Annotated in this window: 21 protein-coding genes; 4 read left to right on the forward strand and 17 right to left on the reverse strand. The window is 62.5% G+C overall.

Annotated elements, in window-relative coordinates:
* Window positions 1-26: 26 nt before the first annotated feature.
* Window positions 27-1,403 (reverse strand): cytochrome c peroxidase, encoded by a 1,377-nt coding sequence (locus ABIB66_RS35725; protein WP_354211315.1) that lies wholly within the window; start codon window positions 1,401-1,403, stop codon window positions 27-29.
* The gene (locus tag ABIB66_RS35730) at window positions 1,400-2,185 is read right to left on the reverse strand and encodes an EfeM/EfeO family lipoprotein (RefSeq protein ID WP_354211323.1); all 786 of its coding nucleotides are present in this window, start codon (window positions 2,183-2,185) and stop codon (window positions 1,400-1,402) included. The genes ABIB66_RS35725 and ABIB66_RS35730 overlap by 4 nt, the downstream gene beginning before the upstream one ends.
* 293 nt (window positions 2,186-2,478) lie before the next feature.
* Here ABIB66_RS35730 and ABIB66_RS35735 point away from each other — a divergent pair, with 293 nt between their 5' ends.
* The gene (locus tag ABIB66_RS35735; protein WP_354211313.1) at window positions 2,479-2,916 is read left to right on the forward strand and encodes a prepilin peptidase; all 438 of its coding nucleotides are present in this window, start codon (window positions 2,479-2,481) and stop codon (window positions 2,914-2,916) included.
* Between the two features lie 20 nt (window positions 2,917-2,936).
* Here ABIB66_RS35735 and ABIB66_RS35740 read toward each other — a convergent pair whose 3' ends face one another.
* Genes ABIB66_RS35740 through ABIB66_RS35785 form a run of 10 tightly spaced genes read right to left on the reverse strand, consistent with a single transcriptional unit; the run spans window position 2,937 to window position 11,102 of the window.
* Window positions 2,937-3,584, reverse strand: a complete 648-nt coding sequence (locus ABIB66_RS35740) for a hypothetical protein (protein WP_354211311.1) — start codon at window positions 3,582-3,584, stop codon at window positions 2,937-2,939.
* Entirely contained in the window at window positions 3,581-4,141 is a 561-nt protein-coding gene (gspM, locus tag ABIB66_RS35745; RefSeq protein ID WP_354211309.1) for a type II secretion system protein GspM, read from the reverse strand. The genes ABIB66_RS35740 and gspM overlap by 4 nt, the downstream gene beginning before the upstream one ends.
* Entirely contained in the window at window positions 4,138-5,211 is a 1,074-nt protein-coding gene (locus tag ABIB66_RS35750) for a PilN domain-containing protein (RefSeq protein ID WP_354257880.1), read from the reverse strand. Before ABIB66_RS35750 ends, gspM begins: the two co-directional genes overlap by 4 nt.
* Complete coding sequence (locus tag ABIB66_RS35755; RefSeq protein ID WP_354257883.1) at window positions 5,211-6,125, reverse strand: type II secretion system minor pseudopilin; 915 nt, start codon at window positions 6,123-6,125, stop codon at window positions 5,211-5,213. Before ABIB66_RS35755 ends, ABIB66_RS35750 begins: the two co-directional genes overlap by 1 nt.
* Window positions 6,125-6,832: a PulJ/GspJ family protein gene (locus ABIB66_RS35760; protein ID WP_354211303.1), complete on the reverse strand. Its 708-nt coding sequence runs from the start codon at window positions 6,830-6,832 to the stop codon at window positions 6,125-6,127. Before ABIB66_RS35760 ends, ABIB66_RS35755 begins: the two co-directional genes overlap by 1 nt.
* Window positions 6,829-7,233: a prepilin-type N-terminal cleavage/methylation domain-containing protein gene (locus tag ABIB66_RS35765; protein WP_354211302.1), complete on the reverse strand. Its 405-nt coding sequence runs from the start codon at window positions 7,231-7,233 to the stop codon at window positions 6,829-6,831. Before ABIB66_RS35765 ends, ABIB66_RS35760 begins: the two co-directional genes overlap by 4 nt.
* Window positions 7,214-7,678, reverse strand: a complete 465-nt coding sequence (locus tag ABIB66_RS35770) for a prepilin-type N-terminal cleavage/methylation domain-containing protein (RefSeq protein ID WP_354211301.1) — start codon at window positions 7,676-7,678, stop codon at window positions 7,214-7,216. The genes ABIB66_RS35765 and ABIB66_RS35770 overlap by 20 nt, the downstream gene beginning before the upstream one ends.
* A gap of 6 nt (window positions 7,679-7,684) precedes the next feature.
* Window positions 7,685-8,197: a type II secretion system major pseudopilin GspG gene (gspG, locus tag ABIB66_RS35775; protein ID WP_354211299.1), complete on the reverse strand. Its 513-nt coding sequence runs from the start codon at window positions 8,195-8,197 to the stop codon at window positions 7,685-7,687.
* A 15-nt stretch (window positions 8,198-8,212) separates the two neighbouring features.
* Complete coding sequence (locus tag ABIB66_RS35780; RefSeq protein WP_354211297.1) at window positions 8,213-9,424, reverse strand: type II secretion system F family protein; 1,212 nt, start codon at window positions 9,422-9,424, stop codon at window positions 8,213-8,215.
* A gap of 4 nt (window positions 9,425-9,428) precedes the next feature.
* Complete coding sequence (locus ABIB66_RS35785; RefSeq protein ID WP_354257886.1) at window positions 9,429-11,102, reverse strand: GspE/PulE family protein; 1,674 nt, start codon at window positions 11,100-11,102, stop codon at window positions 9,429-9,431.
* A 321-nt stretch (window positions 11,103-11,423) separates the two neighbouring features.
* Here ABIB66_RS35785 and gspD point away from each other — a divergent pair, with 321 nt between their 5' ends.
* Window positions 11,424-13,799: a type II secretion system secretin GspD gene (gspD, locus tag ABIB66_RS35790; RefSeq protein WP_354257889.1), complete on the forward strand. Its 2,376-nt coding sequence runs from the start codon at window positions 11,424-11,426 to the stop codon at window positions 13,797-13,799.
* A gap of 82 nt (window positions 13,800-13,881) precedes the next feature.
* The gene (locus ABIB66_RS35795; RefSeq protein ID WP_354257893.1) at window positions 13,882-14,349 is read left to right on the forward strand and encodes a tetratricopeptide repeat protein; all 468 of its coding nucleotides are present in this window, start codon (window positions 13,882-13,884) and stop codon (window positions 14,347-14,349) included.
* Between the two features lie 1,032 nt (window positions 14,350-15,381).
* Here the strand turns inward: ABIB66_RS35795 and ABIB66_RS35805 are convergent.
* The 5 genes from ABIB66_RS35805 to ABIB66_RS35825 all read right to left on the reverse strand — a co-directional run bounded on the left by ABIB66_RS35805 (window position 15,382) and on the right by ABIB66_RS35825 (window position 17,657).
* Window positions 15,382-16,104, reverse strand: a complete 723-nt coding sequence (locus ABIB66_RS35805) for a tetratricopeptide repeat protein (RefSeq protein ID WP_354257896.1) — start codon at window positions 16,102-16,104, stop codon at window positions 15,382-15,384.
* Window positions 16,062-16,487: a hypothetical protein gene (locus ABIB66_RS35810; RefSeq protein ID WP_354211287.1), complete on the reverse strand. Its 426-nt coding sequence runs from the start codon at window positions 16,485-16,487 to the stop codon at window positions 16,062-16,064. Before ABIB66_RS35810 ends, ABIB66_RS35805 begins: the two co-directional genes overlap by 43 nt.
* A gap of 509 nt (window positions 16,488-16,996) precedes the next feature.
* Entirely contained in the window at window positions 16,997-17,206 is a 210-nt protein-coding gene (locus tag ABIB66_RS35815; protein ID WP_354211285.1) for a hypothetical protein, read from the reverse strand.
* Window positions 17,203-17,427, reverse strand: a complete 225-nt coding sequence (locus ABIB66_RS35820) for a hypothetical protein (protein WP_354211283.1) — start codon at window positions 17,425-17,427, stop codon at window positions 17,203-17,205. The genes ABIB66_RS35815 and ABIB66_RS35820 overlap by 4 nt, the downstream gene beginning before the upstream one ends.
* 20 nt (window positions 17,428-17,447) lie before the next feature.
* The gene (locus tag ABIB66_RS35825) at window positions 17,448-17,657 is read right to left on the reverse strand and encodes a hypothetical protein (protein WP_354211282.1); all 210 of its coding nucleotides are present in this window, start codon (window positions 17,655-17,657) and stop codon (window positions 17,448-17,450) included.
* A gap of 1,164 nt (window positions 17,658-18,821) precedes the next feature.
* Here ABIB66_RS35825 and ABIB66_RS35830 point away from each other — a divergent pair.
* Entirely contained in the window at window positions 18,822-18,971 is a 150-nt protein-coding gene (locus tag ABIB66_RS35830) for a hypothetical protein (protein ID WP_354211280.1), read from the forward strand.
* Window positions 18,972-19,016: the final 45 nt, after the last annotated feature.

The following is a 19,016-nucleotide window of genomic DNA, read 5'->3' on the forward strand; positions in this document are numbered from 1 at the left end:
CGAAATGCACCCGGAATGCAGATCGCTTAATGCGCGATGTGCTTGGAGCGCATCACGTTTCGAAGCGCGGCATAATGCTGGTCATGCACGGTTTGATTGAACAGTGACCACGGCTCGGCGCTGGCCAGCAACGCGGGCACCGCCGCCGCCATCAGATAGCGATAATTCCTCAACTCGGTGGCCGCATCGCTATTGCGTCCTGCTGCAACGGCATCGTCGATTCGCCTTAGCGTGAGCACGAGCTCCTTGAGACTGTTGCGCGCGAGCACCCGTTGCTGCTCGCCGCCGGATACGCTGGTGTTCTTCCTGTCGGGATATTGCTCGGTCAACTCGCGCAGCTCCCGGCCGATCGTGTCGACCGCGAGTGCGACCGTGTCCTTGTCGCCGGCGGGAACGGCAATCGCAAGCACGGAGGAGAAGTCATTGATCTCCTTCAGCGTCGCGCCGGCGCCGTCGCGCTCATAGGGCTGCGTGCCATCGCCGACCGCCGTCAGATAGGCGACGAGATCGCCCTTGTCCTGGTCCGAAAGGCCAAGCTGGAAGGTGCTGTCGAAATAACCGACGATCTGGTTGAAATCGTCGAAGCGGCCGTCGTGAAAATACGGCGCGTTGAAATCGGCGTTGCGCAGCGTCGGGGTCTTGAACAAACCCCCGGAGCCGATGTCGTGCTGCTGATGATCAACGAAACCGGCTGACGGAACATGGCATGTCGCGCAGCTCAGCGTCGGATCGTGCGGGAACGGCTTGGAGAAGAGCACTTCGCCGCGGCGCTCGGACTCGCTGATCTTGCCGACCAGCCGTCCCCCAGGACCGAGGCTCGGATTGGGCAGGAAGTCGACGTCTTGAATATAGGCCACGATCGCATCGAGTATCGCCGGCGACGGCTCGGCTCCGCCGAACTCATTGATGATGACGTTGTGCACGAAATCGCGCAGCGAGGCGAAGCGGCCGTCGGCGCCATAGGGCGCAAGATAGCGAGCGCCGCGCAGGCTCGGAATCCTCACCGGATCGAACGCCAGATTGTTCGCCTTTGGATTGAACAATGGGCCGGTGGTGTCGAACGTGCCGGGCCGGCTCGACATCTTCGGCATGAAGAACTTGGCGTTGTTCGCACCGTTGACGTGGCAGGTGCCGCAGCTCACGCCAGCCTGCCGTGCTACTTCGCCGAGCAGCCCCGGCGAGTTGAACGCGAGATCGCCGAGGTTCGCCAGGTAAGACTTGCTGCCGGTCCGCTCGGACTGGAACACCTCGCGCGGCTTATCGAGCGCATCCTCGTTCAGTTCGGTTGCAATAGGCAACACGGTCTTGTCGCCGTCGACCGGAAACGCCATCGCGCGCCCGAGCAGTGCCAGTGCCATGACAGTGGAGAGCAGCGCGGCCAGACGCAGGTGAAGCAACGTCATCGCTCCTGGGCCTCCAAGGTCGGCCGCTGCAGTTCGAGCCTTATCGACGCGCTCTGCAGGGCAACGACCAGTTCCTCGCTAGTCTGGCGCAGATCGGCAATGTTGACGCGCGGCAGGTCGGGCGTGGCGGCGATCGCCTGGAGTTGCTCGATCCGGTTCGTCACCACCTCGTCGAGTTTGCCGTCCACTGTTTTGAGCGCGACAGAGAAAATGGTGCGATAGGCGAAATCGAGGCCGGCGATGTTGTTGCGCATATCGTCTAACGACGTGCCACTGATGCGCGACTCGCCACCATCGGCCTTACTCTCCCCGACTTCGTAGGCGAGCCGCACCGTGCCATCCAGCAGGCCCTGAGGCGTGAGCTTGATGTCCTTGAGCCTGCCCTGCAGATCATTCAGATCCTCGACGAGACTTGCCGCATCGTCGGCAACATCAGTGCTGGCCGCTCCAAACAATTTCGCCTCGATCGCGTGAAATCCGCGACTCGCGTTCGGCCAGGCGTCGATCTGCGCATCGAGTTCGGGGACGAAGCCGGCGGTGAACACTTCCGAGCGCTCCCAGCCGGCACGGGCGGAAAGCCAGGCCTTCTTTGCACCGGGCAAATCCGCCGCCGCAGCGCGCTCGCCCAGCGCACGGGCACCGACCAGTGCACTGGCGACACCCTCGATCAGGTACGGCCGATAGCGCTCGGCGCCTTCCTCGATAGCGCCAGCGTTCGCGGCACGCGCGCCTGCTGAGGCTGCCAGCAAAGCCAGGCACGCCGCCACTCGCATTTTGTGCATAGTCAACCCAGTCATCTGCCACGAAGGGCTCGCGGCACGTAGTAGTGCGGACTATTGTCAGTATCGTATGCGGATTTGTGACAGCACAGACGTTTGGTCGCCCTTTTCTGCTTCGCCGCCGTGCATCGCGATCACAATTACGCAAACCCGTGGCGCGGCGGCGGACCGATTGAAATTAAACTTTCCAACGCACGCAAGTTGTTGCACACAATGAGCACGCATCACACTGTCCCGTCACCATGCATATCGATCGTGAAGTTCTTTATTTTATCGAGTCGTACGGGGCGCTTTGCATGCTCTGCTGCGCGGTCGCGCTGATCGATCTTCGCCACGGCATCATTCCCAATCGGCTGAACCTTGCGATGGCGGCGCTCGGTCTCGCAAACGTCATCGTTACCGAAGGTGCGACAGCCGCCTTCACTGCAATGACGAGCGCCGTGCTCGTCGGCGTCCTGTTCTGGTTATTGCAGCGCCTTTACTTCGCGTTGCGGCATGTCGACGGACTGGGACTTGGCGACGTCAAGTTTCTTGCGGCCGCCACGATCTGGGTCGGAGCGACAGGGGTTCCGACCTTGCTGCTGATTTCAGCACTCGCGGCACTTGCTGTTACCGGCGGCCTGCAACTCGCAGGACGCGAGATGAAACGCCAGACGTCGATCCCGTTCGGTCCCTTTCTTGCGCTCGGGCTTCTCCTGACGTCGGCACTTCAGAGCTGGCTCGCGTTGATCTGAGTTTCGCTGGACGCCGGCAATCACATCGGGCGCCGCGCGGCCACGGGCCTCCTCTCTGTGCTGACCGGGACGAGACGAACGTCGCCGCTTCCTTCGCCGCCAGGCTGCGGCAATGTGAGCACGACCTCCTGCTCGTCCTTCTGCATCCTGACTTCACGTCCGTTGATGGATCGCAGCTTCCATCCCTGGAAATCGTCGCCGATCTTCAGTCGCAGCGCGGTCTTGTTCGATCGATCGAGGAAGATTCCGAAGCTTTCATCGTCTCCCGCGATCGTGCCGACCAGCGAGAGCGGCGGGGGCTCGATTGCCGCGTTGCGCGGCAGCGGCGGCAATGGCTTGCTGACTTCCGGCTCCGCGGCGATCGCGGGCGGAGGTCGCCGCGACCGCGAGAACACCGGCCGGTCGCGTGTGTTGGACAGCGTCTTGAGCGGGATGGCCCACAACGGATTCGCGCTGAGTGGCCGCGGCGTCGGCGTCGGCGAAGGAGCCACCCGGACCGATGTCATCGGTTCGAAAGGCGGCGGCGATCTCAGGACCGGTCCGCCGAGGCGGGCATCGTCGAGCAGCCCGGCATCGAGCGCGTCGCCACCGCGGTCAGGCACGGCAGCCGGCGCGGCATGAACTGACGCCACCCACAGCAGGATGATCGCCGCGAAGCATCGCATCATTTTGCTCCTCGCCATTGTCCGGATACGCCGAGCAGCACGCGCATCTTGCCGGGATCGGCACCCTTGGCGTCATCGGCGACCGGCTGCACGACCAGCTGATCGATGAACAGGAACGGCATGCCGGCTTCCAGATCATAGAGCACCTGCTGCAATTGCGCCTGTTCGATCTCGCAGCTCGCGATCATGCTCAGGAAGCCGGCCTTGGCCGGCGCGTTCAGATCCTCGAGCTGCGTCGACAGCACGTCGCCGCCGACTTTGATCACGGCACCCGACACACGTTGCAGCAAGGTGGCGCCAGCAACCGTGACGGTCGCCCCCTCGAGATAGGCGGACCCGGTCGGCATCGCAGGCTGGCCGGGCGCTGTGTTCGCCCGGGATCGCCCCTCAAGCTGCTCGAGCAGCCCGGCCGAGGCCGCAACATCGCTGCGCAGGCCAGCGATATCAGACAGCGACGAGATGACGATAAACAGCAATAGCACTAACAGGCCGAAATAGCTTGCGGTCGCGACCAGCGGGGAGGTGCTAACGACCGCCAGCGATCGGGATGCTGCGCTCATGTGCCACCCCCAAATTCGGCGGTGATATTGGCCTCGACGTGGAACCGCTCGGCCGATTCATTCGCCGCGTGGGTCGTCGGCGCAAAGAACGTGGCGCGGGTGAATTGCGGCGACTGCTCCAGCAGCCGGATCAGGGATGGTGCATCCTGAGTCATTCCGACCACCTGCACCTTATTGCCCTCAATGCGGAGCTCGGTCACGTAGGTGGTATCGGGCAGCACACGCGAGATCGCTTCGAGGACCATGATGCTCGACGGCGTCGTCTGCTTGCGCTTGGCCAGGAGGCCGAGGCCGGACGAGTCGCCATCGGCCTCGAGGCGCAGCGTGGCGCGGCGCTGCGAGATTTGGTGTAGCAAGTCTTTCTGCTCCGATTGCAGCCAGCCGCCGAGATAGATGTTCAGCAGCAGGGATACCGCGGCCGCGGCCGCCGTCGAGAGCAGGCCGAAGCGTAGGTGGCGCGTAACCGCTGGTCCGGCAAGGCCGCGCAGCGACCGATCTAGCAGCATCACCTGCTGCGGGGCGCCGTCGCCGACAACCGCGGGCGCCAAGACCGCAACGGAGGCGGCGCGGAGCATTCTGGCCAAGCGTATCAGGGGATCGACCTCCGCCGCCGAGGTCGCACTGAACGCCACCTCGATCCGGTCTTTCGAGGTGGGCTGCGGCGGGCCCCAGCCAAAGACCGCATCGGCGGCGGCCCATGGGGTCAACCGGTCGACCTGCGCGCGGATCATGCCGTCGAGGAAATCGCCTGCCTGGCTCGGGAAATCGAGCACGCGGCTGACGACGTGATCCGATCGCAAGCGCACCTCGATGTGGCTGCCGTCGAAGGCTGCCCTCCAGTCCGCTGACAGCGGCGGCTGTGGCGCATCGTGATCGAGCCGGAACGAGATCGGAGTTGAAGGCGAGCCATCCTTGGGCACGGCGAGGCGGGCTGTGAACGTGCCGTCGATATTTTCGTCGAGCTCGACGCTGTGCCGGCGCATGAACTTGCCCGCGACGCCATCAACCGTGGTCGCAACAGCGCCGATCCATTGCTCAAACCATTGTCGTGCCTCGGCAAGTATTGCCATCATTCTCTCCCGCGAACCAGAACCGGATTTCGCGGTTCGATATCGTTCTGCCAGGACAACACACGATAGGGATCGAGCTTGTCACCGAGTGCGATCACCGCCTCCGACTTGGTGCGGCGGCCATTGCGGAATTGGATCGAAATGGCGATCCGGTAGCAGGGGCTCTGCGGGGTCGATGCCGCATCTTCCGAATTTGGGCCCTGTGTGCTGCCGGCAATGCCGTTTGGGGAAGCCGCACGCGACCCGAATCCGTCCTGTTCGTTCCCGGATGCCTTGTTCATGGCCGCGATGATCTCGGGTGCGGCGATTTTCGGATCGACATCCGGGCCGCCGTTGAACACCGTGACGAACGGCAGCGCCCGATTGACCAGGGCTTCGGGAAGACCGGCGACCAGCGCCAGCTCATTGACATGGGTGAACAGCCCCTGGCGCGGCGAATAGCCGAGCGGTTTGTAGCGCGCGGCCTCCACATTCTCGCTGCTCGGCGCCGGACGGGTTCGCCAGCCGACGATTCGGTCGGCGTATTCGGCGGCTGCGTCCTTCCCGGCGCCGAGCACGACGAAGAGGCCGACCAGCATCTGCTTCGACGCGTAGTTCAGGTCAAGACGGGCAGCCTCCGACCTGAACGTCACGCCGACGCTGGCCTCGTTGAGAACGAAATCAAACACTCCGCGCTGCGGCCTGACCTTCTCGTCCACCTGCGTCACTTGATAGGCGGCGAGTTCAACCCCGGCCGACACCAGCGCCTCGGTCTCCAACGACATGTCATTGGCCGCCAACGCCCGCGCCGATGCGGCGAGATAGGCTGAAAAGATGATCGCCAGCGACGACAGCGCCAGTAGAATCCAGAGGACAGCGACGATGACGAAGCCGCGATTGGCCGACGGTCGGCCGATATTGCCGGTCGCACCCATCACGTTTTCCCCTTATCCTTGGCACTTTCGGCACTGCGCTTGTCGCCGCATTTACCTTCGGGCTTGGTGCAGTCGTTCGGAATTTGCACATGAACTGGCGCTATGGTCGACACCGACAGGACACGCTCGCTGGCTGCGTCACGCACCGTCAGCCGGATCATCGCCGGCAGTCTGTCGGCATCCCTCCAGGCGCCCTTCCATGCCCGGTCGGCGCCGGCATAGGCGAAAGACAGGCGATAGGGCGCGCGCAGCAGCACGACCGGGCTACCGAATTGCACCTGTTCTGATAACGACACCCCGTCGGCCAGCGGAGTAAATCGCGTCTGCGCGCGAACCGTGACGAACTCGCCGCGATCCGTGGTCTCCCCGAGGCGCACCACGTCGAGCCCCGGCCCTGCATTCGGCCCTACTGAGGTTCGCACGAACATCACGGACAATTCCGATCCATCGAACAGCGGCCTTTGGCTGTCGCGGTTGGCGGCGACGAACTCCGCCGCGGCAAGATCCGCGCCGATCCGCTCCAGTGCGATTCCGATCAGCTCGCTGCGCTGGATCCGGTCGAGCCCCCTGTTCCAACTCGGCAGCCATTGCGCCGTGATGCTGGCGAGCGCCGACAGCAACAGCCCCATCAGCGCCAGCGCGACGATGGTCTCGATCAGCGTGAATCCGCGCTCGTGCGTGCGCTGGTCTGTCCTTGTCGGGATCATTGCGAAGGCCTTGGCATCAGGCGCACGGTGCGGATATCGGACAATGCGCCGCTCGGAGATTTGACACGAATTCTCACCAGCTCCGGGGCCCAAGGCGCATTGCCCTCTTTGACCGTCCAGCCGCCACCGAGCGGGCTGACGTCGATCGTCCAGCGGTAGCCCGCCGCCTGCCCGGTCGATGTACCCGGCTGCAACTGCGCGCGCGGTGGAATGCCGACGGTCATCAATGTACGCACGGCCTGCATCAGTGCCACGTGCTGCTCCAGCGCCCGCACGCCGCGCGTCTTGACGCCCATGACGGCGCCGATTGCGATGATCGAGACAGACACCAGCGCCAGCGCCACCAGCACCTCGATGATGGTGAACCCCGCATCAGTGCGGTCATTTGGCGGCGATGTCACGAGCAACGATTTCAACCCGTCCGGTAAGCCAGTTGACGCGAACCTCGTATCCCGCATCGAGCCGCGTCAGCGCGATGGAGCCGCCGCAGGAACCGCCATTGGCGAAGAAACGGATGGTCGACACTGCGGCCTGCCGCTGACAGCTCTGAGGCAGCACCGCATCGAACCGCACGTCATCGGGAACTCGCACCGTCATGCGAGACGCACCCGAGTGGATCACGCGGCTCGCCGCATCGACCAGCGTCGCAACGCTGATGCTGCGCTCGATGGCGGCATTTCGATCGGCGTTCAAGAGCGTGGCGGTCTGCAACGCATAGGCCTGCAAGCGCGACCGCGACGTCTGGTGCGGAATGAACGGGAGGAGCACGGCCGCCAGCAGCGCGATGATGGCGAGCACGCACACCATCTCGAGCAAGGTGAAACCGCTCTGCGTGGCGTCATTCATCGCTGGTCATTCGTCCTTGGCAGCCGTGGTCTTTTCGAGCGAAATGTCGGCGGAGGTGCCGCTGCCGCCCTCCTGACCGTCAGATCCATAGGAGACGATGTCATAAGGCCCGTGCTCGCCGGGCGACCGATAGAGATAGGCGTGATTCCAGGGATCGTTCGGGACGTTGCCGCCCTTCAGGTACGGGCCGTTCCAGGCGGCGACCCCGGGCGTCCGCCGGACCAGCGCAGCAAGACCCTCCGCCGTGGACGGGAAGTGTCCTGCGTCGAGATAGAACAGGTCGAGCGCGCTGGAAAAGCTCTGCAACTGAATGCGCGCGGTCTTGACCTTGGATTCGCTGAGATAGTTGAGAACGCGCGGCCCGATCAGGCCCATGATGAGGCCGATGATCGCGATCACCACCAGCATCTCGACCAGCGTGAAACCTTCCTGTCCCGCACGCCCTGACCTTTGCGATCGCGCTCTATCGCGCGCTGCCTGCGTGGAAAATGCTCCAATGATGGTGTTGCGCGACATCATGATCGATGACCCTCATTAACCAACTAGCTGCGTGACCGAGAGCAGCGCCGTCATGACTGACACGATTAGTCCGCCCACGACGGTGCTGATCGTGACGATCGCCAACGGACCGACGATCCCAACGACACGGTCCAGGCTGCGCTGCAATTTTGCTTCGTAGAATTCCGCGACCCGCCCGGCGAGCACCGGCAGCTGTCCGGTTTCTTCACCAAGCCGCAGCATACGGACCGCCATCGGCGGCAGGCTGTCCGCCGCGGCAAGGGCGTCCGACAATTTTCCGCCGTGACGGACGCGGTCGGCGGCGGCGGTCCAGTTCGCCTCGCTCCCGGTCACCGCCATGATGTCGACGAGAATGCGAAGCGCGGCGGTGAGGTTGACGCCGCTGCCAAGCAGGACGCCCAGATTGCGGCAGAACAGGCTGGCCCGATAGAACTGGAAGGCGCTGCTGATGCCCGGAAGCCGCGAGATCGCATTGACCAGCGCGGCGCGCACGCGCGCTTGCCGCAACAGCCACCATGACAGCGCGATCGCGGCGGCCGCGATCAGGCTTGCCGCCGTCGCATTGGCGCGGAGGAAATCCGAAACCGCAATGAAGCTGGCGAGCGCCGTATCCGATTTGGCGTTGGAATCGCCGAGCACGGTCGAGAATTGCGGCAGCACGAACAGCAGGAAGAACAGCATCACGCCGGATGCTGCGACCAGCACGAAGGCCGGATACTGCATCGCCTCGGTCAGCTTCCGCCGCATCTGCTCGGAACGCGCCCGCTCGGTCCCCAGCATCTCCAGCACGGAATCGAGCGTACCGGAAATTTCACCGACTCGAACCAGCGCAATATACATCGGCGGGAAAAAAGTGGGGTGATCCGATAGGGCATTGGCAAAGCTCTCGCCGGTGAGCAGGGCTGCGCGAATTTTGGCCACCATCGGGCGCATCCGGCCTACATCGGCATCGCCAGACAGAAGTTCCAGCGCATCGTCGAGACGCGCACCCGCCTTGAGCAGAAGCGCGAGATCGCGCGTGAAGGTGGTGACCTCGGCCGCGCTCGGCCCGCCGAACAGGTTGCGGCCCCCCACTGCGCCGGTTCCGCGCTTGTCCTCGGCGGTTTCGATCGGCAGAAGCTTGAGATATTCAATCCGCCGCGCCACCTCGGCCGCGGTGGGGGCGGAGATCGTGCCGTTCACGATCTCGCCGGCCTGGGTCAGGGCTCGATAGCGGTAATTCGGCACGGCCTCACCGCACCGTCGCAACGCGGAGGATCTCGGCGGGCGAGGTCAATCCGGCACGGCATTTCGCGACCCCGTCGTCGAGCATGGTGGTCATGCCCGCCTGGATCGCCATCCTATCGATGCTCAGTCCGTCCGTTCGCTCCCCGATCAGTTCACGCAGTTCATTCGACAGCTCGAGCAGCTCGAACGCGCCGAGGCGACCGCGATATCCGGTTCCGGCGCAGCGCCCGCAGCCGCATGGCTCCTGAATGATTTCGCCAACCCGAAACCCGAGTGCGGCGAGCCGAGGATCCTCGGTGAAATCAGCCGTTGCAAGCGGCCGCGCCGTCTTGCAGCGCTCGCACAATTGCCGGACCAGACGCTGCGCGATCACGCCGCGCAACACCGAGCGGAGCAAATAGCCCTCGACCCCGAGGTCGAGCAGGCGTGGCACCGCAGCAGCCGCTGTCTCGGTGTGCAGCGTCGTCAGCACCAGATGTCCGGTCAGCGCTGCATGCACCGCGACATGGGCGGTCTCTGAATCTCTGACTTCGCCGACCATGATGACGTCAGGGTCCTGCCGGACGAAGGACCGCAAGGCAGTAGCAAAGGTCAGGCCGATCGCCGGTTTGATCTGGGACTGGTTGACGCCGGGGAGCTCGTATTCGACCGGGTCCTCGATCGTGAGAATCTTGCGGCCCGGTTCGTTGAGGATCGATAGGATCGTCGCCAGCGTCGTAGTCTTGCCGCTGCCGGTCGGTCCCGTGATTACGACCATGCCATGCGGCAGCTTGAGTAGCCGCCGCAGCTTGGCTTCGTCCGGCTGCGAAAATCCGAGTTTTTCTACCACCAGCAGGCCGCGATCCTTGGGCAGGATACGGATGACGGCGGCTTCGCCATGTTGCGTCGGCATGATCGCGACGCGGATATCGATGTCGGTACGGCCGGCCCGCAGCCGCGCCGCGCCGTCCTGCGGCAGGCGGCGCTCGGCGATGTTGAGATTGGCGATGATCTTGATGCGGGAGACTACCGCCTGCGGAAGCACGCCCGACAGCGCCGCAACCGGCCGCAGCAGGCCATCGATCCGCAGCCGGACCATGAGACCGGCGGCAAACGGCTCGATGTGGATGTCGCTGGCGCGAAGCTCGACGGCCTTCTCGATCAGATCGTTGACCGCGCGCACCACCGGTGCGCCGCTGGCGAGGTCGCGCAGGCTCTCAATATCGTCTTCGCGAGGCAGGGCCGCCGCCAGTTCAGTGGCCTCGGTCTCCTCGGCACTGGAGCTCTTGTTCAGCGCGATGGCGACGTCTTCCGACGACGCTACTTTGACCGTAATGCCGGCGCCGAGCACGATCTGCGCCGCCCGCTGCGTCGCCCGATCGGTCGGATCAGCTACCGCGAGCGTCGCGCTTCCATCGGAGGCTCTGCACGGATAGACCATCGTCTCGCGCAGAAAACGCTGCGAGAACGACCCGACCAGCGGTTCGGCCGCCATCATCTCCTGGAGCGCCAAGCGCCCCAGCCCGAAGAAGCGCGCGGCTTGGTCGGCGAATTCGGCAGGCGAGAGACTGGTGACCTCCCACAGCTTCAACTGCCTGTTGTCGGCGCCCTGCCTGCAGTCGACTGGCCCATGGATCGGCGCAAGATGATTATTCTGACGGAGATAGTCCACGAACCGAACGGACAAATCGTTCGCCATTCTTTATATCCCGCCACGCTATCCTGGATCAGTTCGCGCCGAGGCGCTGGTGCCGTTCGGCTCCGGTCAACTTGACGGTTATCGACCCGGACTGTGACAGCTGTGCGAAGTGACATCGCCGACCTCGCTCAAGAAAGTTTGAGGCGGAAACGCGCGGACGCTCCGGCCGCTGCACAAATTTTCGTGCGATGCGACACTCAGATGGCGAACGATCAATCAGGTGTCCAAATTTATTTCTGTCATGTTGGCTCGCTAAGAGTCCCTCGGGGTAGATTGTCGCAAGCAACCGAAAATATCAGCCAGCCAGAGCGAAGGGCCTTCATGCAACGCGTAGGCACAGTGGGCCGCTGCCCGACGATCCGTGGCGGCCTTGCAGCCATTTTTCTCTTGACCTCGCTCTTGTTGGCGTCCTGCAATTCCGCGACCGTCGGCGAGAGCGTGGACGCGTCCCAACTCGACGTCACCGACAAGGTGCGCTCGCTGGATCTGCTGCCGCGCCAGCCACAAGCGGTGAGCACGGTGGCGACAACGCCCGGCACCCAGGGCGGCGGCCTCCGCCCGGCGATGTATGAGGGAAGCGACCTGACGGCGGTGGCGGACGCACGGGTGCAGCCGACACCCAACGGCAATGGCTTCGACCTGAATTTCGAGAACACGCCGGTCGCGACCGTCGCGAAGGTCGTGCTCGGCGATATCCTGCATGTCGGATACACGATCGACCCGCGGGTGCAGGGCACGGTGAGCCTGGTTTCGGTCCGCCCGGTCCCGAAATCCGACATGGTCTTCGTGCTTGAAAACGCACTCCGGCTCAGCGGTGTGGTGCTGCTGCGCGATACGGCGGGCTACCGCCTGACGCCGCTCGGCGACGCCGTCGGCGGCGGCCGCGTCGATGCCGCGGCAGCCAATCCGGAGCCCGGATTCGGCATCTCGGTGGTTCCGCTGCAATATGTGTCGGCACAGACCCTGCTGAAGCTCACCGATAGCTTCGCCACCAGGGCCGGCGCGATCCGCGCCGACACGACCCGAAATTTGCTTTTGATCCAGGGCACGGGCGCCGAGCGCCGCGCAGCCGTGGACACCGTGCTGAGCTTCGACGTCGACTGGATGCGTGGCCAATCGGTTGGCATCTTCCCGATTTCGAGCGGCTCGCCCGCGCCCCTTATTGCCGAGTTGGAGAAGATCGTCGATTCCGGCGAGAACGGCCTCAGCCAGAACATCATCAAGTTCATGCCGATGGCACGCCTAAATGCGGTGCTGGTGGTGACCAAGAAGCCGGACCTGCTGCACACGGCGGCGACCTGGATAAAGCGCCTTGACCGCAACGACACCGCGCGCACCACGGTCCACGTCTACCGCGTCAAGTACGGTGATGCACGCCAGATCGCGCGGGTTCTGACTGACATGTTCCTCGGCGGATCGTCCGGCAATTTGCTCGACAGCGCCGACAGCCAACTCGCGCCCGGCTCCGGCACCTCGTCGACCTCAAGCGTCGCCGATCGTCTGTCGCTCAACAACGGGAACTCGAATTCGAGCATGGGGGGCTTCGCGTCGCGCGGAGCGCCGGCGACAGGCGCGACCGGCCAAGGGCTGAGTCAAGGATTTGGCGCTGGAGGGCAACCGAACAATTCCATCAATCAAGGTCAGGGCAACAATGCCGCGCTGGATGCCGGGCGCGGCTCCGGCGGCGGCGATGGCCAAGCCGTGATGCAGGACGTGCGCATTACACCCGACGTCGTGAACAACAACCTCTTGATCTATGCCGACCAGGCTAAGTACCGTATCATCGAAACGACGCTGCTGCAGATTGACGAGCCGCAGCTTCAGGTCGCCATCGACGCGACGATCGCCGAAGTCACTCTCAACAATACCCTGTCCTATGGTGTGCAGACCTATCTGACCAGCCAGAACCTAGGCCTGAAGCCGAACACCGGCTCGATCCTCGGCACCCAAGCCACTACAGCGCCCGCGACCACCACCGACGCGACCACCGGCGCCGTCTCGGTCGCGGGCTCGCTCACCAACGCTTTCATCAACCAGACCTTCCCGGGCTTCAATTTCCTGATCGGGTCCGCAACGCAGCCGAGCCTCATCCTGGATGCGCTGCATACCGTCACCAGCGTCAAGGTGCTCTCCAATCCCTCGCTGGTCGTGATCAACAACCAGGTCGCTACGCTGCAGGTCGGCGACGTCGTTCCGGTCTCGACAGGCAGCGCAACGGTGCTGACCACGAGCAACACCGTGGTCAACACCATCGACTATCGCAACACCGGCATCATCCTGAAGGTCTCGCCACGCGTGAGCGTGAACGGCACCGTACGGCTCGATATCGAGCAGGAGATCAGCAACGTTCCTCAAAGCGGGACGGTAAACCTGACGCCGACCGTGTCGGAGCGACGGGTCAAAAGCCAGATTGCGGTGGCCAATGGCCAAACCGTCCTGCTGGCTGGCCTGATCAGCGAGCAACAGAGCGGCAACCGCAATGCGCTTCCCGTGCTCGATCAAATTCCCGGCCTCGGCGACGCCTTCGGGCATCAGAGCAACGGCACCCAGCGCACCGAGCTGATCATCTTCATCCGCCCGCAAATCATCCGCAGCGGTTCTGACGCCCAAGTTGTTGCCGAGGAGCTTCGATCAAAATTGCGCGGCACCATCGCCACGACATCGACCAATGCGGCCATCACCACCAGCTTCCACTGAGCCGAACCGCGCACAGATCCGCGTGCTTGCGACGCGGACGCTTCTCTGCGCCTTGTTTGCCGTTGCGCTGTTGGCGACGTCGATGTCCATCGCGCGTGCCGATAGTGTCTCGCGTGGATCCGCCGCTTTCCATCGAGGCGATTATGCCCGCGCGTTTCAGGAACTCTCCCCGCCGGCCGAACGCGGCAACGCGGGCGCTCTCGGCCTGCTCGGCTTCATGTACGAGCATGGCTTCGGCGTCCCCCAAGCCTACGCCGCCGCCGCTGATCTCTACTATCGGGGGGCGGCGCGAGGAGACCCCTTCGCACAAGCCATGCTCGGCCTGATGTACGACAAGGGTCACGGCGTTTCCAAGGATTTTGTACTCGCCTACAAATGGCTCAACTTGGCGGCGTCCCACACGGGCGGGCGAGAGCGAAACACTTATGCCAGGCTCCGGAATGCGGTGGCGTCGAAGCTGTCCGGCAACGAGATCGTCGCCGGCCAGTATCTTGCGTTGAGCTGGGTACTTGCCCCGCCCGTGCCAGAGCTACACCCGACCAACCGATAGCGGCCTCCCCGGAGCCACCGTGTTCGTGGACAATCCCGGCAGCCACAACAGCAAAGTGGTGCACCAGCTCATCCGCTCCGCCGGAGCCAAGCGGTTCTTCCTGCCCAAAATACTGACCCGACCTGACTCCGATCGAACAGGTCTTTGTCAAGCTCAAACATCTGCTCCGCAAGGCTGCCGCACCAACCATCAATGCGGCCTGCGCTGCTGTCGGCAGGCTCCTTTACGCCTTCGCGCTCGAAGAATGCCACTATCGCAAAAAACACAGCTGTCGAAGCTAAATGCCATCAGCTTTACCGCAATCGCTACTCGTCAGCATCCAAGCGCATTCCATGAGGCCGCCACGTCTTACGATCACGTGCGGCAGCGTTTGAAAGCACGCCACTGCCGGACATCACGCGATGGATCCGCCATGGGCGGCATAGGGGGTGTTCCGAACAGAGCATGGGCGAAGGAGACCCCGGTCATCCGCGATTGCGCGGGCTTCCTCGTAACCAGTACTGATGTCCAGCAAGACCGCGGTTGGCGGAAGGCCTGGCCGTTGAAGCGTCAGCCCCTACCATCTGGAGACCAGCGTCCCTAGCTCATTCGCGGCCGGAGACGTCAGGCACAATTCGGTGAAGCGCGTCGCGAACGACGTAGGGAGAGGCGGGATGGCGGTCAATTTCGTGCGTCGCAAGGAGGCATCGTTTCCAAGACACACGCGTGGTTCGGGGCCGCGCGCTGGCCCCAGCTTGATCGACTTGCATCTAGAACTGGGATCGCACGGATAGCCCGCATCAAAAGAGTTGACGAGGTCCGCTTGTCGCTCTCACGCCTCGCAGCGAAGTTCATTTAAACTTTGGATTTCGCAACACCTGGGCGCCTCCTAACGCACTGAGGCCTCCCCGTATCGTATTCTGGCCCTTAGCCCCAAAGGACGGCCAGGCCATCGCAACGTCGCCGCTCGGGCATAGATCGGACATGAGAGGGTTCGTCTAGAATCGCCAGTTGTGACCGAGCGACGTCACTGCTCCGGTACCCCAGCCAAGCTCAGCCCCTCATACATTGCGCGCGTCCGGCGAGGTAGATTGGGCTGTCGCTGGGCAAGTGGGAGCGCACGCGGCGTATGGAGACACTTGGACTGAGGGCAAGTGCCGCCCCCGCTGCTCGCCTCGCCTCCTCGACAGCACCGAGCCGTGCCAACGCAGCACCCAGCCAAAAATGCGCCAGGGGATAATTTCGATTGGCCTGAATGCTACGGCGCAACCAAACTACCGCCTCTCCATATGCGCCAAGGTGAAACTTGGCCATTCCGACGATCATCAGCCAAATATAGGAACGGGTATCGCCAGGAGACAAACGAAGTGCCTCCTGCACATCGGCTTCGGTCTCCACTGCACGGCCGATGTAAACCTCGGCGAGACCGATCCAAGCGTGAGCATGGGCCACGTTGCGATCCAAAGCCAAGGCCCGTTCGCATTCAGCAATACCCTGAGGCACTCGGTTCGTAAGAACTTGAACGACGCCCAATCGCAAGTGCGCCAGCGCATGCTGAGGAGCCAGCGACAGAACCTCGTTTATAGTCGCCTCGGCCATCGCGAGGCGCGGAGCAGGGTCGTCAGTTAACAATGCGGCGACGGCTGCTTCATCCAGACCTGCGCGGCCCACCAGCGCTTCGATGCAGCCCGGGTCCACCCCCAAAGCGCCTTCGAAAAAGTTGCGCGCTTGCGTCAGGTGTTCTGGGGTAGTTCCTCTGTTCGCGATAGGACACATTGAAAATAAAGATCCATTGCGTCCGGATTTACGGAGCGCTGGGCTCGCCGCGCCTCTGCCGCAATGAGCTCAGCATTTAGTTCACTAGCCAGCCGAGCGACGATCTCGTCCTGCATATCGAACAGATCAGCAACCGGTTTATCAAACCGTTCGGCCCAAAGGTGACTGCCACTTTCACTATCGACAAGTTGAGCGTTCGCTCGAAGCCGATTGCCACTTCGCTGGACAGATCCTTGAAGCAGGTAGCGCACGTTCAATTCTCGCCCGATTTTCTTTAGGTTGATCGTTGCGCGTTTGTATGTAAATGCGGTGTGTCGGCCGATTACAAATGCACCGGATATGCGCGACATGTCCGTGGTCAGGGCCTCTGTGACGCCATCCATAAAATAGTCTTGCTCCAGACCGCCCCCGAGGTTGGCAAAAGGCAACACAACAATGGAAAGACGAGGTGGTGAGGATGACCGCAGGGTTGCCCGCTGTGTCCGCGACGACGAGGTCAAATGATCCCAGATTACAGCGTAGGATCGCACTGCGCGATCAATATTCTTGAGAGCTCGCTCGCCTAGAAGAACTCATCGCCATCAATTATGATCCTGCATGCGCATTTCGTCGACAGGTCGGCGGCCGCGGACTGCCGGCCGGCGCTTGCCGCCTCGGTCGCGGGATTTTGGCAGGTTCGAGCGATTGAGCGCCGAGTGTTCGCCACGGGCAAGTTTAGGCGATGAGCAAGCGCGAACTCAGGGAGATCGCCTGGCTGGATACGTGTCTAGTCGAAGCCACTCTTATCGTTCAGCTGGCTGTGCTTCGCTAAGTGATATCGAGCGGTCTCAGTCAGTAGTCGCAGCGTTTGCACTTAAGCGCGTCAACACATCCGGGGAGGTGGCTTTGGACCCTAAGCTCCCCTGCCGTTCTGTTTTCCGATCACGCAGCGCCAGCCCGCCAGGCGCTCTGCCGGATGCAACTTCATCCACTCGGCAAGCTGCGGCGCGCCCATGAGGCAGGACTGCATCGAGACGTCCACGAAGTCCGAGGTGGTGACGGTCTGCTCGTGGCAATTTGGCGGAGAGGAGAGATTGCAGAGCACAGCGATGATCGTGATCACGAGTGGAGCGCCCCCTTGCTGCGATGGGCATTTGCCCGGATGATCTTGATGGCCTTGGCCACTGTGCGCGGATTTAGGCCTAGCGCGTGGATCACTTCCTTCTTCTTGCAACCGAGATTGCACTCGAGGTAGCCGCGCACCCGCTCGACATTGAATGCCTCTAGCTCCTTGGACCCGGGGCGCAGGTTCAGTGCTTCGATGGTGCAGAATTCGAGGATCATACTTGAAGCTGCCCACCCGGTTATGCACGCCATTCGCGTTTGCTTGCAGCCGATTGGGCCAATGCTTTGACCGCATCATCATCCGATGCTTTCTCAACTCGCCGCTCGTAGCCGTCCGCGAGGGCCTTAAGCTGACCTGCAATCGCTGAGTCGGTCATCGTTTGGGCTGCGCGGAACAAAGACCGTGCGGTCTCTAAATATGCCTTGGGTCGCTGTGAGATCTCGATCATCACAAAACCTCGCGCGGTTCTCTGGCAGCTGATTGAAGGTGATTCGAAGCCAGCCTACCCAATTGCGATCACTTTCCCTGCGAGCTCTGCAGCGATCGACGCACTTCTTGGAACAAAGAGGCGTTCGCCACGAGTGGTGCCGGACGAGGCCGAACTTGCCACCACAAACTGCGCATCGCGCGGGACTGTCCGGTCTAAGATCTTCGGAGCAGTTGGGCATTGTAATCTCCTCTTGGCTTCATCAAGCCGTTCGCCGATCATCCTTTTCACAATCGCACTTCAACAGCTGGTGCGATTTTCTAACCCATGCAGCCTAGAACGATCGCGATCAGCAACTCAATTGCACGTAGGTAAACCTTCAGGCACCCAAAGGGAGGCGCAGAACAATACGAAGGTTTATTGCGCTCGCGCTTGAAGACAACCACTTACGCACGGGTCAACAGCCGCAATTCGGATCGCCAAAAACCATCTCCGATCCTCACCGGACTCTACATACTGCCTTGCCATACCGTGTGCCGGCGCGCATCCGGTCGATGAGATAGCCGTCCGAAATGGAAGCAAGGAGAACGTAGCGGATCGAAAGCTCCAAAGGCCGACGTTTCGCTACAAGCACGGGCTTCGGCGAGAGCGTATCCTATCCACCATGATGATGATGTCGAGCGGCTCCATGCAGCACAAGCCCGTGCACGAGCACATTGCTGAAGACCGTAAGGAATGCACATGTAAGCCCGTAATCACTACACCACGGAGGACATGAGCGGCTATCAAAACAACAATTACATAGGGGGATGCTACCGCAAACTGCAGGGACGTCAGCGTGTCGATGAAGAAAATGCCCGCCGCGAGCGTGGCCGCCACGGCAAGGGGACGAAGCTGCCGCGGAAGTCGCCAACGTACCGCGAGCAAAGCGACACTTCGGGGCCTGATACCGATTCACTAGTCCAAGCCTACCTAAGTATCGTCGCTTCATACCTGCGCGAGATGGCGTCGACCCAGTGCTTGGTGTTACCGCTACATCCAGCGTGGAAGGCAACGGAACCGGCCTGCGAGCCGGCAGTTGCGGGACAAGGCCGGCGGCGTAGCGCCCGCCGGTTCTTTCTGCCGATCTAGGGGCGCTTTGCCGCTCAACGAACGCTTGCTGTACAGTTATACAGAGAGTACGCCATGAGAAACATCGCCGATCTCGTGATGCGATTCTGGCAGGGAAGCCAGCCCGCGTCCGATTCTCAGGTGACGGCTATGGCTGAAAGCCAAGATCAATCCAGCATGGCTGAGTTTGTCCGAATTTTACAAGCCTACGATCAAGCCGGGTAGGCAAGAATTATGGGCTATGGCCACTTCGATGGCGATGCCTCGGTC

Origin of the sequence: Bradyrhizobium sp. F1.13.3, from assembly GCF_040548265.1 — a bacterium.
Taxonomy (GTDB): Bacteria; Pseudomonadota; Alphaproteobacteria; order Rhizobiales; family Xanthobacteraceae; genus Bradyrhizobium.

Bases quoted from the DNA above. Each gene is read 5' to 3' on its own strand.
- ABIB66_RS35785 (WP_354257886.1), bottom strand. From the start codon at position 11,102: ATGGCGAACGATTTGTCCGTTCGGTTCGTGGACTATCTCCGTCAGAAT.
- ABIB66_RS35735 (WP_354211313.1), top strand. From the start codon at position 2,479: ATGCTCTGCTGCGCGGTCGCGCTGATCGATCTTCGCCACGGCATCATT.
- gspM (WP_354211309.1), bottom strand. From the start codon at position 4,141: ATGAGCGCAGCATCCCGATCGCTGGCGGTCGTTAGCACCTCCCCGCTG.
- ABIB66_RS35760 (WP_354211303.1), bottom strand. From the start codon at position 6,832: ATGATCCCGACAAGGACAGACCAGCGCACGCACGAGCGCGGATTCACG.
- ABIB66_RS35820 (WP_354211283.1), bottom strand. From the start codon at position 17,427: ATGATCCTCGAATTCTGCACCATCGAAGCACTGAACCTGCGCCCCGGG.
- gspG (WP_354211299.1), bottom strand. From the start codon at position 8,197: ATGATGTCGCGCAACACCATCATTGGAGCATTTTCCACGCAGGCAGCG.
- ABIB66_RS35795 (WP_354257893.1), top strand. From the start codon at position 13,882: ATGTCCATCGCGCGTGCCGATAGTGTCTCGCGTGGATCCGCCGCTTTC.
- gspD (WP_354257889.1), top strand. From the start codon at position 11,424: ATGCAACGCGTAGGCACAGTGGGCCGCTGCCCGACGATCCGTGGCGGC.
- ABIB66_RS35770 (WP_354211301.1), bottom strand. From the start codon at position 7,678: ATGAATGACGCCACGCAGAGCGGTTTCACCTTGCTCGAGATGGTGTGC.
- ABIB66_RS35825 (WP_354211282.1), bottom strand. From the start codon at position 17,657: ATGATCGAGATCTCACAGCGACCCAAGGCATATTTAGAGACCGCACGG.
- ABIB66_RS35805 (WP_354257896.1), bottom strand. From the start codon at position 16,104: ATGTGTCCTATCGCGAACAGAGGAACTACCCCAGAACACCTGACGCAA.
- ABIB66_RS35830 (WP_354211280.1), top strand. From the start codon at position 18,822: ATGAGAAACATCGCCGATCTCGTGATGCGATTCTGGCAGGGAAGCCAG.
- ABIB66_RS35725 (WP_354211315.1), bottom strand. From the start codon at position 1,403: ATGACGTTGCTTCACCTGCGTCTGGCCGCGCTGCTCTCCACTGTCATG.
- ABIB66_RS35740 (WP_354211311.1), bottom strand. From the start codon at position 3,584: ATGATGCGATGCTTCGCGGCGATCATCCTGCTGTGGGTGGCGTCAGTT.
- ABIB66_RS35810 (WP_354211287.1), bottom strand. From the start codon at position 16,487: ATGGATGGCGTCACAGAGGCCCTGACCACGGACATGTCGCGCATATCC.
- ABIB66_RS35755 (WP_354257883.1), bottom strand. From the start codon at position 6,125: ATGGGTGCGACCGGCAATATCGGCCGACCGTCGGCCAATCGCGGCTTC.
- ABIB66_RS35730 (WP_354211323.1), bottom strand. From the start codon at position 2,185: ATGCACAAAATGCGAGTGGCGGCGTGCCTGGCTTTGCTGGCAGCCTCA.
- ABIB66_RS35750 (WP_354257880.1), bottom strand. From the start codon at position 5,211: ATGGCAATACTTGCCGAGGCACGACAATGGTTTGAGCAATGGATCGGC.